Annotated in this window: 13 protein-coding genes and 1 riboswitch; of the genes, 12 read left to right on the top strand and 1 reads right to left on the bottom strand. The window is 43.5% G+C overall.

The window, feature by feature from the left end:
* Positions 1-38: 38 nt before the first annotated feature.
* From A3GY_RS0100825 to A3GY_RS0100860, 8 genes are all read left to right on the top strand, one after another.
* On the top strand, positions 39-593 hold the full coding sequence (locus tag A3GY_RS0100825; protein WP_018029494.1) for a GNAT family N-acetyltransferase: 555 nt from the start codon (positions 39-41) through the stop codon (positions 591-593).
* A complete protein-coding gene (spxR, locus tag A3GY_RS0100830; protein ID WP_018029495.1) occupies positions 586-1,869 on the top strand; it encodes a CBS-HotDog domain-containing transcription factor SpxR in 1,284 nt (427 codons plus the stop codon). Before A3GY_RS0100825 ends, spxR begins: the two co-directional genes overlap by 8 nt.
* Before the next feature lie 16 nt (positions 1,870-1,885).
* A complete protein-coding gene (locus A3GY_RS0100835; RefSeq protein WP_018029496.1) occupies positions 1,886-2,746 on the top strand; it encodes a methionyl aminopeptidase in 861 nt (286 codons plus the stop codon).
* A gap of 8 nt (positions 2,747-2,754) precedes the next feature.
* The gene (locus tag A3GY_RS0100840; RefSeq protein WP_018029497.1) at positions 2,755-3,678 is read left to right on the top strand and encodes a YihY/virulence factor BrkB family protein; all 924 of its coding nucleotides are present in this window, start codon (positions 2,755-2,757) and stop codon (positions 3,676-3,678) included.
* A gap of 187 nt (positions 3,679-3,865) precedes the next feature.
* Positions 3,866-4,744 carry an ABC transporter ATP-binding protein gene (locus A3GY_RS0100845; RefSeq protein ID WP_018029498.1) on the top strand — a complete coding sequence of 293 codons (879 nt, stop codon included), beginning with the start codon at positions 3,866-3,868 and terminating at the stop codon, positions 4,742-4,744.
* Positions 4,741-5,472, top strand: a complete 732-nt coding sequence (locus A3GY_RS0100850; RefSeq protein ID WP_018029499.1) for an ABC transporter permease — start codon at positions 4,741-4,743, stop codon at positions 5,470-5,472. The genes A3GY_RS0100845 and A3GY_RS0100850 overlap by 4 nt, the downstream gene beginning before the upstream one ends.
* Positions 5,473-5,500: 28 nt before the next feature.
* The gene (locus A3GY_RS0100855) at positions 5,501-6,559 is read left to right on the top strand and encodes a sensor histidine kinase (RefSeq protein WP_018029500.1); all 1,059 of its coding nucleotides are present in this window, start codon (positions 5,501-5,503) and stop codon (positions 6,557-6,559) included.
* Position 6,560: 1 nt separating this feature from the next.
* Entirely contained in the window at positions 6,561-7,157 is a 597-nt protein-coding gene (locus A3GY_RS0100860) for a response regulator transcription factor (protein ID WP_018029501.1), read from the top strand.
* Between the two features lie 27 nt (positions 7,158-7,184).
* On the opposite strand, the gene A3GY_RS0100865 is transcribed toward A3GY_RS0100860, so the two are convergent.
* Positions 7,185-7,637: a GtrA family protein gene (locus tag A3GY_RS0100865; RefSeq protein WP_018029502.1), complete on the bottom strand. Its 453-nt coding sequence runs from the start codon at positions 7,635-7,637 to the stop codon at positions 7,185-7,187.
* A 28-nt stretch (positions 7,638-7,665) separates the two neighbouring features.
* Positions 7,666-7,763: riboswitch (PreQ1 riboswitch) on the top strand.
* On the opposite strand from A3GY_RS0100865, the gene A3GY_RS0100870 reads away from it, so the two are divergent.
* The 4 genes from A3GY_RS0100870 (at position 7,761) to pulA (ending at position 13,696) form a co-directional block, all read left to right on the top strand.
* Positions 7,761-8,270, top strand: coding sequence for a QueT transporter family protein (locus A3GY_RS0100870; RefSeq protein WP_018029503.1), 510 nt, complete (start codon positions 7,761-7,763; stop codon positions 8,268-8,270). (Overlaps the previous riboswitch by 3 nt.)
* A 97-nt stretch (positions 8,271-8,367) precedes the next feature.
* Positions 8,368-10,326: an NAD-dependent DNA ligase LigA gene (gene ligA, locus A3GY_RS0100875; protein WP_018029504.1), complete on the top strand. Its 1,959-nt coding sequence runs from the start codon at positions 8,368-8,370 to the stop codon at positions 10,324-10,326.
* Between the two features lie 11 nt (positions 10,327-10,337).
* Positions 10,338-11,375 carry a diacylglycerol kinase gene (locus tag A3GY_RS0100880; protein WP_018029505.1) on the top strand — a complete coding sequence of 346 codons (1,038 nt, stop codon included), beginning with the start codon at positions 10,338-10,340 and terminating at the stop codon, positions 11,373-11,375.
* Positions 11,376-11,380: 5 nt separating this feature from the next.
* Positions 11,381-13,696, top strand: coding sequence for a type I pullulanase (pulA, locus tag A3GY_RS0100885; RefSeq protein ID WP_018029506.1), 2,316 nt, complete (start codon positions 11,381-11,383; stop codon positions 13,694-13,696).
* Positions 13,697-13,719 lie beyond the last annotated feature (23 nt).

Consider the following 13,719-nt stretch of genomic DNA (forward strand, 5'->3'; position numbering starts at 1 on the left):
ATATTGACGATTGAGGAAAAAAACTGTATTATAACAATATGGATAGATGGGTACAGTTTGCCCGGTTTGCAGAATTTGAAACGGAACATTTACGAATGCGCCCCTTTCATTTTTCAGATGGGCAGGATTTTTTTGAAATAGCGAGCAATCCTCAAAACCTGGTTTTTTTGTTTTCAGCCTGTAGCAGCAGAGCTGAGAGTGATTATTTGATGGTGCACTCTTTTATGAAGAATCCCTTGGGAGCATGGGCCTTGGAAGACAAGGACAGTCATAAGATGATCGGTGTGATTCGGTTTGAAAATTTAAAGGAGAAGGCATCTGAGGTCGAAATTGGCTACTTTATCAATCAGAACTTTTGGGGCAGGGGACTGGCTACAGAAGCGCTTCAAAATCTGGTATTTCTGTCCTTTCAGGAATTTGCTTTTGAACGATTAAGCCTTATCGTTCATCAAGAAAATCACGCTTCCGGCAGAGTGGCGGAAAAAGCAGGTTTTCGTTTGTCAAAACGTTTCAAGGGGAGTGACCGTTACAGTCACAAAATTCGAGACTATCTTGCTTATGACTACCAAATAGGAGATTGGAACAATGAGTAAACATCAGGATATTTTACACTATCTGGAAAAGCTGACTGTTGGACAGCGGGTCAGTGTGCGCAGTATATCCAACCACCTGCAGGTCAGCGACGGGACAGCTTATCGTGCCATTAAGGAGGCTGAAAACCGAGGTATTGTAGAGACCCGCCCTCGCAGCGGCACGGTTCGGGTTGAAAAGAAGGTTCGTGTTCGTCTGGATAAGCTAACCTATGAGGAAATTTCTAATATCAGCGAGTCAGAAGTTGTCTCCGGTTCAGATGGCTTACAACATGAGTTCAGCAAATTTTCAATCGGAGCCATGACCATTGATAATATTCACCGTTATTTGACCAATGGCGGCCTGCTGATTGTCGGTGATCGTGAAGATATCCAGTTACTAGCCTTGGAAAATCATAATGCGATTTTGATAACGGGAGGATTTGACGTTTCGGAAAAAGTGCGTCAGGTGTCCGACCAATTGGGCATTCCTGTCATGGTGACCAATTACGATACCTTTACCGTCGCAACTTTAATCAATCAGGCCTTATCAAATGTGCGGATTAAGACAGATATCAAAACTGTTGAAGAAGTCTATAAAATGAAGAGTGAACATGGCTTTCTTCATGATACAGATACCGTCAGAGATTACAATAATCTGATCAAGAAAAACAAGGATGTCCGCTACCCGATTATCAATGATCATGACATGGTGGTAGGTGTCATCAGTATGAGAGATGTCGCTGGCAAAGACCCGAATGTGTCGCTGAATCAGCTGATGACCAAAAATCCTGTGGTTGCTAAGCCGACTATAAGTTTGGCCAATATCAGCCAAAAAATGATTTTTGAGGATTTTGATATGCTTCCAGTTGTCCGTGAGGATTATCGCTTGCTGGGGGTTATTACGCGCCGGCAGGTCATGGAGAGTCTGCAAGACACGCAACATATCAATTTGCATACTTACAGCGAACAAATTGTTTCCAGACTGCAGGAGGAGCGAGACGGTTTTCATTTTGTGGTAGAGCCTGCTATGATTGATCAGACAGGAAATTTGGCGCATGGTGTTCTAACAGAGTTTCTGAAAGATATCGCTATACGTGTTTTGACTGAAAAAATGAAAAAGAATATCATTATTGAACAAATGATGTTATACTTTTTACAGGCTGTTCAGATTGATGACAAGTTAAGAATTGTACCCAAGATTATTACTAAAAACAGACGTGGTGCGACACTTGATTTTGAAATTTACCACGGCAGTCAGGCTGTGACAAAAGCCGTTGTGACGACTAAGTTGAATTAAAGGGAGAAAAGAATAAATGATCACATTGAAATCCGCACGTGAAATCGAAGCCATGGATCAGGCGGGTGATTTTATAGCAAGTGTTCATATTGGCTTACGCGATTTGATTAAGCCAGGAGTGGACATGTGGGAAGTTGAAGAGTATGTTCGCAAGCGTTGTAAAGAGGATAATTTCTTGCCACTTCAGATTGGAGTAGATGGGCATCTGATGGACTACCCCTACGCCACCTGCTGCGGGTTGAATGATGAAGTGGCACATGCTTTTCCGCGCCATTATACTTTAAAAGAAGGAGATCTCCTAAAGGTTGATATGGTTCTAGGCGGACCAATTGCCAAGTCGGACTTGGATGTGTCCAAATTGGATTTTAACAATGTGGCGCAAATGAAGACCTATACAGAGTCTTTCCGAGGCGGTATCGCAGATTCCTGCTGGGCCTACGCTGTTGGCAATGTTTCACCGGAAGTTGCAGACCTTATGGCTGTTACCAAGGAGTGTCTCTACCGCGGTATTGAGCAAGCGGTTGTAGGCAACCGTCTGGGTGATATCGGGGCAGCAATTCAGGATTATGCGGAATCCAAAGGGTACGGTGTTGTTCGTGATTTAGTGGGTCACGGTGTTGGACCGACAATGCACGAGGAGCCTAATGTTCCGCATTATGGCACTGCTGGCAGAGGTTTGCGTCTTAAAGAAGGTATGGTTTTAACCATTGAACCTATGATCAATACTGGAACCTGGGAGATTGATACCGATACGAAAACAGGATGGGCTCATAAAACGCTCGATGGCGGACTTTCTTGCCAATATGAGCATCAATTTGTCATTACCAAAGATGGTCCTCGTATTCTGACGAGTCAGGGTGAAGAGGGCAGTTATTAAGGGGAATTGTGAAAAGGTTACTTGAAAGGCTGAAAAATAGCCGTTTTGTCAACTATTTTATTGAATACTATAAGGTTTCAGAGATGGATTTATCAAGTATCGCTGTTGCATATTACTTGATTCTGACCATCTTTCCTTTTTTGGTGCTTTTGGCCAATCTCTTTCCTTATCTTAATATTGATACGGCAGAAATTCTAAATTTCATGAGAGACAATCTGCCCAAAGAATTGTACAATAGTACGGCCACCATTGTTATCAATGCGTTCAATAACCCTTCAACCAGTCTCTTGTGGCTGTCTATTTTGACAGGTTTCTGGACCATGTCCCGCAGTATGATTTTCTTGCAGAAGTCGATTAACAAAGCTTACGGAGTGCAGGATCACCGAGACATCATTTTAGGTCACGTGGTCGGTCTCTTCTCCAGTCTGCTGATTCTGATATTCTTGACGGTTGCTATTTTACTGTCCACTTTCGGAAAGACCATTTTGCGGCTCATCTATGAGAATTATCATATCAACGACAAGCTGTACAGTGCCCTCATGTATTTGACCCAGCCTGTTACAGCACTGATCTTTTTTGTGGCCTTGGCGATTCTTTATTATATCTTGCCCAATGTGAAGATTCGTAAGATTCGCTACATTCTGCCAGGCAGTATTTTTACGACAACTGTCTTTGTGACCTTGACCAGTTTATTTGGTTCCTATGTCAATTATGCCATGGATCGGATGGACAATTTGAGGATTTTTGGGTCCGTAGCTGTATTTGTACTGATGTTGTGGTTTATCTTCTTTGCCAAAATATTGATTATGGGGTCCATTTTCAATGCCAGCTATCAAAAACGCTTTGTCAAAGAATTTGAAACTCGCCGCGGAACGGTAATTGAAATAATCCAGTCCAGACGGGAAGACAAGAAAGAAGATACGCCGGAATAAAACGTAAGAGACTTAGAAGAACTAAGTCTTTTTTTGTTTTAAAACATGACAAAAGTCATGTCAAAAGATGACATTTTGGGCTGACGCACTTGTCGGCCGTTTTTTATAATAAAGATGAAAAGTTAACAAGCGGTGTCGCCAAAGAGGAGCCTCTAGGATATAAGTTGTGGGCACAAAGGAGGAGCTTATGATTACAGTTGAGCATTTGGGAAAACAAATTAAGGGAAAGACCATTCTGTCAGATATATCCTTCACTATTGAAAAAGGGGACTGTCTGGCTATGATTGGTCCAAATGGTGCAGGGAAAACCACCCTCATGTCTTGTCTTTTAGGAGATAAGGTGGTTAGTCAGGGCAAGGTTTTAGTGAATGGCAAATCGCCAAGAAGCAAGGAGCTGCGGAGTCAGCTGGCGGTCTTAGCTCAGGAAAATGAGATTCCTTCTAATCTTAAGGTTTTTGAGCTGCTGAATTTTTTCAAAGAGATTGCCCGCCATCCTCTGTCTGATGAGGCCATTGATGCTTATCTGCAATTTACCGATGAACAGAAAAAACAGCTGGCCGGCAAGCTTTCTGGTGGTCAGAAGCGTTTGTTGTCTTTCGTTCTATGCCTGATTGGTCAGCCTCAGATGTTGTTTTTGGATGAGCCGACAGCGGGAATGGATACCTCAACCCGTCAGCGTTTTTGGCAGATTGTTCAGTCTTTAAAAGCTAAGGGCATTACCATTATTTATTCCAGTCATTATATCGAGGAGGTGGAACATACAGCCGAACGGATCTTAGTGCTGCATCAAGGCAAACTCCTCCGAGATACAACCCCTTTTGCGATGCGAACCAGCGAGCAGGAAAAACAGGTGACTCTGTCCAAGGACTTTTTAGAGGCGGTGGAAGGACTGGACGGTATTTACGATTTGGAAGTCAAAAATGATACGGTCAGCTTTATGACCAAGTCGATTGATACCATTTGGCAGGAGTTGCAAGAGCAGGGCTGCCGTATTTCAGATATTGAGGTTCAGAATAAAACCTTATTGAATACGCTGTTTGACAATACGAGGGAGGAAGACAAATGAAAGCACTTATCAAAGTGGAATGGATCCAAATTTGGCGTCAGTGGAGCGTCTTTGTTTTAGCAATTGGGATGCCTGTTGGTTTTTTCCTGCTTTATTCGGGTATGCAGATGGCTCCCACGCCAGAAGAACAAAAGTTGTTTGTTCGGAACTATATGCTGACCATGACAGCTTTTTCCATGTCAAGTTTTGGTTTCTTCTCTTTTCCTTTTATGTTAGTCGAAGATCGGACCAGTCATTGGTTTTCTTATATCGAACATTCTTCAGTACCGGTTTATTACTACTATCTTTCTAAAATTTTCCGAGTGTTTATTTATTTTCTGTGTTCCATCACTGTGACCTTCTTAGTTGGGAAATTCTACCGTCAGGTTTCTATGCCTGTGGAAAAATGGTTAGTCTCCATTCTCTTGCTTTTAATTGCCAGTGTCGTTTTTTTGGCCTTTGGTCTTTTAATTGCTCAGATAAAATCCCAGCAGCTGATGTCGATTGTCGGGAATCTTGCTTTTCTTGGTTTAGCTGTTTTGGGCGGCTCTTGGATGCCAATCAGTCTTTTTCCGGACTGGATGCAGTCTATTTCAAAAGTTACCCCAACCTATCATGTCAACCAGCTGGTTGAGATTTATGCTCAAAAGAGTCAGATCAACTGGACATCTTTGCTAATTGTTCTGGGATATGCGATAATAATAGCGGGTCTCGCACTCTTTATCAAAAACAAAACAGAGGTTAAATAAGTTGAAAAAGCTCCAATGGGCGCATCCGATGTATTATATTAGTCTTGTCTATTTGGTCTTTCCATTCGGAGGCATTATCCTTTGGGGATACCCTGAGTGGACTTTTTGGCTGACCTTAGCCTTTGTCTGCGCTTATCTCTATATCATTCATTTTGATGATAAGGTCCTGCAGACAGTTGCTTGGTATTATCTGTTAGCCTATATTATTTACATGACTCTGCAAATCAGTGTGAATATGATTTGGTTCGCTTTTTATCCTGTCCATTTATTGATTTATCGCTTTGAAGCAAGACTCAAATCGTGGCCTTTTATAACCTATCTAGGTGTTTTAGCTTTTTTGGTTGTTGAACAGCTGCTTTTTAGTTCAGATATCAGTGTCAAAGTCTTTGTTCTGGTCGTTTCTGCCTTTATCCTTGCCTGGCTCTATTTCCTTTACCAAGAGAGAGAAAAAGACAAATATCGGCAAGAGAGTGAGCAAAAAAACGCCTATATCAATCTGCTGATGGCTGAAAATGAACGAAATCGCATTGGGCGTGATCTGCATGATACCTTGGGGCATGTTTTTGCTATGATGACTTTAAAGACAGAGCTGGCCCTCAAGCAGCTAGAAAAAGGACAGTATGATTTTGTTCAAAGAGAGCTCAAGGAGCTTCACCAGACCAGCCGATCGTCCATGCAGGATGTCCGTCAGATTGTCAACAACTTAAAATTTAGGACAGCAAGTGAAGAGCTTGCTCATCTCCAAGAAATGTTTGCCATGACGAGCATTGATTTTCAGCTTCATCATGACTTGGACTTAGACAGCCTGTCTCCGGTTATGCAATCAACAATGACCATGATTTTAAGGGAACTAACCAATAATGTTGTTAAACACAGCCAGGCGAAGTCCTGTCAGATTGACCTGTATGAAAAGAATGGCTTGGTTATTAAGGTTAAAGATGATGGCTGCGGTTTTGGGGATGTTACAGGAAAAGAGCTGACTTCCATTCGCGAACGTCTGCTTTTGGTTAAGGGCAGGGTTGATATCGTATCGAGCCAAAATCCCACGATAGTCCAAGTCTGGCTAGAAGAAACGAAGGAGAAGTAGGATGAAATTACTGGTGGCAGAAGACCAATCAATGTTAAGAGATGCCCTGTGTCAGCTGCTTCTTATGGAAGATGATGTTGAAGCTGTTTTTCAAGCGGCAGATGGCGAAGAGGCTGTTCAACTATTAGCAGAACAGCCAGTTGATGTGGCAATCTTGGATATTGAAATGCCTAGAAAAACAGGTTTAGAAGTCCTTGAATGGATCCGAGCTCATCAAGAGCTTAAGGTCATCATCGTGACAACCTTTAAACGTCCTGGGTATTTTAAGCGGGCCTTAGCCAGTCATGTAGACGCCTACGTTTTGAAAGACCGATCTGCTAATGAATTGATGGCAACTATTCACAATGTCTTGTCGGGTCAGAAAGAATATTCTCCAGAATTGGTTGAAGAAGTGGCCTTTGCAGTCAATCCCTTGAGTGCTAGAGAACGGGAGATTCTTGTTTTGGTTTCTCAGGGCTCATCCAATCAAGAGATTGCCAACCAACTCTTCTTATCCAATGGGACTGTCCGAAATTACATGACCAGTATCTTTACCAAACTGAATGCCAGCAATCGAACAGATGCGGTCAGATTGGCGCGTGAACAGGGGTTCATCTAAAACAAAAAGTGAGCGTTGATGAAGCGCTCACTTTTTGTTTTTAAAGATAAGAAATTTGCTGATAAAGTAGTTGGTTACCATTATCAGAACTTGCCCGATTAAGGTCGCAATGGCATTGACCATAGCCATATTCTGGTTAACAAACTGACCGATAATGCCCGGGAATTGATCTACCAGAAGAAATGCCAAGCCGGTATCTAATATCAAGGTGGACAGACGGGCGATAAAAAATTTGATAAAGCGCTCCTGCCAGCCTTGTCTGGCTTGATTAAAGACATAGGTATCATTGATAAAGAAGGCAAAGACAATGGCTAGGACATTTGAGACGGTGGCTGCTATAGTGGCGTTGTTTAGGATAGGGTAGATGCTGATGCGCAAAATGGCATAAAAGATGGTGGTCAGGACACCTGCCAGAAGGTATTTGAACACCTCATTTTGAATGATTTTTTGAATAAAGCGGGCAATAGGTTGTTTTTTCATAAGAATACTATATCAAATTCTGACAGAATATGCTATACTGGGGAAGTTGTTTTAGCAACCCTTGACACTTCCTACCTTTAGTCAAGCATATTATAAGCGGTTTAGCCGCCAAAGGAGAATCAAATGAAATCATTAACCGCCCGCGATCTGACCCAGATTGCTCTTGTCGCAGCTCTCTATGTAGCTCTGACGGTCACCCCTCCCTTGAATGCCATTTCTTATGGGGCTTATCAGTTTAGAGTTTCTGAAATGCTGAATTTTATGGCCTTTTACAATCGCAAATACATTATAGCAGTCACCCTAGGCTGCATGATTTCCAATGCCCTGAATTATGGCATGATTGACGTCCTTGTTGGCGGTGGGTCAACTCTTGTGTTTGTCACCTTAGGGGTTATCCTCTTTGACAGCTATAAGCAAGACTATCTTTTGGGGGGATTGTTTAATAAGGCTTTCCTTTATTTCAGCCTCTTCTTCTCAGTAACCATGTTTACGGTCGCAGCAGAATTAACCATTATCGCTAAACTCCCTTTCTTTTTAACGTGGTTTACAACAGCTATGGGGGAATTAGCTTCTCTTTTAGTCGGAGCCGTTATAATGGATAAACTCGCTAAACGGATAGACCTCACTCAGTAAAGATCATAAAGCGTTCAGGATTTATCTCTGAACGCTTTTATTTTATAGTGAGAAATACTAGAAAAGCCTTTGAAAAATATGCTAAAATAAGGGTGGTATGAAAGAACGAATGAACGAATTAGTCACCTTGCTCAATCAATATGCAAAAGAATACTATACTCAGGATAGTCCTTCTGTATCAGACGCCGAGTATGATCGGCTTTACCGTGAGCTAGTTGAACTTGAAAAAGCACACCCAGAAGCCATTCTTGCTGACAGCCCAACGCATCGTGTTGGTGGACAGGTTTTAGAAGGTTTTGACAAATACAGACATGAGTATCCGCTTTTCTCCCTGCAGGATGCCTTTTCGCGTGCTGAACTGGATGCCTTTGACAAAAGAGTGAAGCGTGAATTTCCCAGCGCCCAATACCTAGCTGAGCTAAAAATTGACGGTCTCTCCATTTCTTTGACCTATGTGAATGGCCTTCTGGCGGTAGGTGCCACACGGGGGGACGGGACTGTCGGGGAAAATATTACCGAAAATCTCAAACGCATCAAGGACATTCCTTTGACCCTGCCTCATCAAGAGACGCTGACGGTCAGAGGTGAAGCCTACTTGCCAAAAGCTTCTTTTGAGCAGATAAATAAGGAGCGTCAGGAAAGCGGTCTGCCTGAGTTTGCCAACCCGCGCAATGCAGCTGCCGGTACCTTGCGGCAGCTGGATACGGCGGTTGTTGCCAAGCGCAATCTGGCAACCTTCATCTATCAAGAAGCAGGTGAAACAAGCATTGCGACTCAGGAAGCCGTTCTTGCTTCTTTTGCGAACTTGGGATTTTCGGTTAATCCCAAGCACCTTGTGTCAGCTTCGATGGACGATATTTGGCAATTTATTGAAGCGGTCGGGGCGGAGCGTTCTAGCCTGCCTTATGAGATTGACGGTGTTGTGATTAAGGTTAACAGTCTGGCAATGCAGGAAGAATTGGGCTTTACGGTTAAGGCTCCTCGCTGGGCGATTGCTTACAAGTTTCCCGCCGAGGAAAAAGAAGCTCAGATTTTATCAGTTGATTGGACGGTTGGACGGACAGGAGTCGTCACGCCAACAGCCAATCTGACCCCTGTCCAGTTGGCGGGAACAACCGTCAGCCGAGCCACGCTTCATAATGTTGATTATATCCGTGAAAAGGATATCCGTCTTCAGGATACAGTTGTGGTGTATAAGGCAGGGGATATTATCCCAGCTGTTTTGCAGGTAGTCAGGGACAAGCGTCAGCAGGAAACGCCCCTGCCAATTCCTAGCCAGTGTCCATCCTGTCAGAGTGATTTAATCCATTTTGAAGATGAGGTGGCACTCCGCTGTCTTAACCCACTTTGTCCGGCCCAGCTGCGTGAAAAGTTAATTCATTTCGCCAGCCGAAATGCGATGAATATTGCAGGTTTTGGTCCAGCTATTGCTGATAAGCTCTTTGAGGCCAATCTCATCCATGATGTAGCAGATATTTATGGTTTGACGGTGGAAGACCTGCTGACACTCGAAGGTATTAAGGAAAAATCAGCTCAGAAACTCTATGATGCTATTCAGCTTTCTAAAGAGAATTCGGGCGAAAAGCTGCTCTTCGGACTGGGGATTCGCCATGTTGGCAGTAAGGCCAGCAGACTCCTTTTAGAGACGTTTGACAGCCTTCCTAAGCTTTTTGAAGCAGACTATGATGCTATCGCTGCTATTGAAGGCTTAGGTTCAGTCGTTGCTAATTCGCTTAAGACCTATTTTGCAAGAGAGGGTGCTCAGAAGCTGCTTTCTGAACTCCAATCCTATGGGGTCAATCTGACTTATTTAGGCAAAAAAGCTGCCAGCGACAGTCTCTTGTCAGGACAGACGGTTGTCTTGACCGGCAAGTTAGAACGCTTGACTCGTAACCAAGCCAAAGAAAAACTGCAGCATCTTGGAGCCAATGTCACAGGAAGTGTCTCGAAAAAGACGGACATTGTCGTGGCAGGAAGCGATGCTGGCTCTAAACTTGAAAAAGCTCAGCAGCTTGGCATCACTATCAAGGATGAAGCTTGGTTAGAAAGTTTGTAACAGGTAGAACTATGGTAAAACAAAAACGTGCCCGTTTAATCTATAATCCAACATCTGGGCAGGAAGTCATGAAGCGTAATGTGGCTGATGTTCTTAATCTTTTGGAAGCCTACGGATACGAAGCGAGTGCCTTCCAGACAACGGCTGAACCTAAATCAGCACAGATGGAGGCTGCGCGGGCAGCCAAAGCAGGTTTTGATTTGCTGATTGCCGCAGGCGGAGACGGGACGATCAATGAAGTTGTTAATGGCATTGCTCCTCTGCGCCGTCGTCCTAAAATGGCGATTATTCCGACCGGAACCACCAATGATTTTGCCAGAGCACTGAAAGTGCCGCGCGGCAATCCTATTGAAGCGACCAAGCTGATTGGCAAAGATCAGACCATTCATATGGATATCGGGAGAGCTTACAAAGACAGGTATTTCATCAATATCGCTGCCGCGGGCAGCCTGACAGAATTAACCTATAGTGTTCCCAGTCAGTTAAAAACCATGTTTGGCTACTTGGCCTATTTGGTGAAGGGGGCAGAGTTGCTGCCGCGTGTGCGAACGATTCCGGTTCAGGTGACACACGATCAAGGTGTGTTTGACGGGGAAGTTTCCATGATTTTCGTTGCCTTGACCAATTCTGTCGGAGGCTTTGAACAGATTGCACCGGACGCCAAATTAGATGACGGCAATTTCACCTTGATTTTGGTGAAGACCGCCAATTTGTTTGAATTATCTCATCTGATTCGCCTTGTTTTAACAGGGGGGCGCCACATCAATCACAGTAAGATTGAGTACATTAAGACCAGCTATATTAAGATTAAGCCAAAGGGCAAAAAAGCCAAGCGCATGATGATCAATCTGGATGGCGAATATGGCGGTGATGCCCCGATTGAGCTGCGTAATTTAAAAAATCACATTGAATTTATTGCGAATACCGACGAGATTTCGGATGATGCCATTACACTGGACTCTGAAGAATTAGTCTTGGAGGCTATTGCACAGAAATTTGCTAGAGAAGTTGAGCATCTAGACGAAACATTGGGAGGAGGAAGTGAGTAATACCCATGAAAAATACTTTAACCGTTCACTATCATAGTCGCTCGGGAAACTATTTTGACTTCAGTATATGGCAATGGTTAGAAGGACAAATTGGGCAAGATGCTTATTTTACAAGATTCGATAGTTTTGGAATCGTTGGAACGATTAACTACGAATCCGACTATTTTCAAGGTCAGGTTTGTCTGATGGTCAAAAACGCCAATTGGTCTGTCAAAACGCCTGATTTTAAGGTCAATCGTCATCCTGGAAAATTCCGTAACGAAGTTTGGATTGTCCAGGGAGATGATATGGTTTATTATTCTAGACAGGCAGCCATTGCCAGTCACCACTATAGTCACCGATCACCCCACGCCTATGATATGGCGCTTAATGCCAAACGTTTTGATAAGGAATGGGGCTTTCAAGGCTGGTTAGGGTTTTCCTATCAACCGGAAGCGACAGCCTTTCGGCTCTGGGCTCCTACGGCAGAACGTGTAGACTTGGTTTTATTTGGCTCTACGGCAGCCAAATCAAGTGTCAAAACGGTTCTGCCTATGAAACGAGGCAATGTCAGAACGCCAGAAAATCACCAAACCAATACGCATGGTCTCTGGACAGTAGAGGTTGAGGGAGATTTGAATTATCAAGCCTACAAGTACCGTATCCATTACCGTAAAAGCAGTTTTAAAGATACCAGAGACCCTTATAGTATAGCTACAACAGCTAACGGCAGACGGTCAGTCGTCGTAGCCCCCGAAGACAGACAACCTGAAGGATTTGAAGTCAAACATGGCAAAGATGCGACATGGCGGCTTGATAATCCCAATAAAGCAGTGATTACAGAGATGCATATTCGAGATTTCTCTGTTTCAGAAACCTCTGGTGTCCGCCAAGAAAATCGCGGGAAATTCCTAGGAGCCTTTGAAGAGGGAACCAAAAATCTTTATGGCGACAAGACGACCTTTGACTACATCAAAGACTTAGGTGTCAATTATGTCCAGCTGCAGCCCATCTTTGATCATCATCAGACCTTTGATGATGAGGGCAACTATCTTTATAACTGGGGCTACGATCCCGAAAACTTTAATGTTCCGGAAGCGAGCTTTAGCAGTAATCCCCATGCACCGACCGCCAGAATTACGGAGTTAAAACAGCTGATTCAGGCTTACCATGATGCTGGCATTGGCGTGATTATGGATGTGGTTTATAACCATACCTATTCCTCTTATAATTCAGCCTTTCAGCTGACGGTGCCGGATTATTATTATCGGATGAACCCAGACGGCTCCTTCCAGAATGGTTCGGGCGTTGGCAATGAAACGGCCAGCGAGAAGGAAATGTTCCGCAAGTATATGATTGATTCTGTCTTATACTGGGTGAATGAATACAATATAGACGGCTTCCGCTTTGATTTAATGGGCTTGCATGATGTCGAGACCATGAATGCTATCCGAAAGGCCTTGGATGACATTGACCCGCGGATTCTCATCTACGGAGAGGGATGGGACATGGGGACAGGTCTTATGCCTGAGGATAAGGCCAAAAAAGCCAATGCTTTCCAGATGCCAGGAATCGGTTTCTTTAACGACGATACCAGAGATGCAATTAAGGGGGCAGAAGTTTACGGGGATTTCAAAAGCGGTCTTGTTTCAGGAGCCCCAACGGAAGAAAAGGTTGCTAAGGGGATGCTTGGCAGTGACGAATTAAACGTTTATCTGGCCCCGAATCAGGTGCTTAACTATGTCGAAGCACACGACAATTATAATCTGAATGATCTGCTGTTGGAACTCAATCCTGAAGATAATCAAGAAACCCATATCAAGCGGGTTGAACTGGCAACCAGTTTGGGCATTTTGATGCAGGGTATGAGTTTTATTGAACTTGGGCAGGAATTCCTGCGGACAAAACTGTTTGCGACAGGAGACGACGGTCTCTTGACCTTTGCTGATAAAGAAAGAGCTATGAACAGCTACAATGCTCCTGATGCGGTTAACCAGGTGAACTGGAACCATGTTACCCTTTATAAGCCGACTATCAACTTTGTCAAAGAATTAATCAGGCTCAAAACCAAAGAAGAAGCCTTCTCTTTTGAATCTTATGAAGACATCCGCAAGAATGTTTATGTCGAATCAGCTGAGTATGGTTCAGGGGTTGTTGTGGTCAACATCAACTCGACACAAAAACGCTATAAACTTATTTTCAATGCGAGTGGAAAAAACTTGAAAATTGACATGACACCCAATCAAAAATATGATATAATACTTTCAAACGTAAAACGCTTTCATAAACTGAGTGATGATTTTGAAAATTTGACGGTGTCGGTCTTTGAATTAAGAAAATAATCCAAGAAATCTTGGGTTATTTT

Origin of the sequence: Streptococcus ferus DSM 20646 (genome assembly GCF_000372425.1) — a bacterium.
Lineage (GTDB): Bacteria > Bacillota > Bacilli > Lactobacillales > Streptococcaceae > Streptococcus > Streptococcus ferus.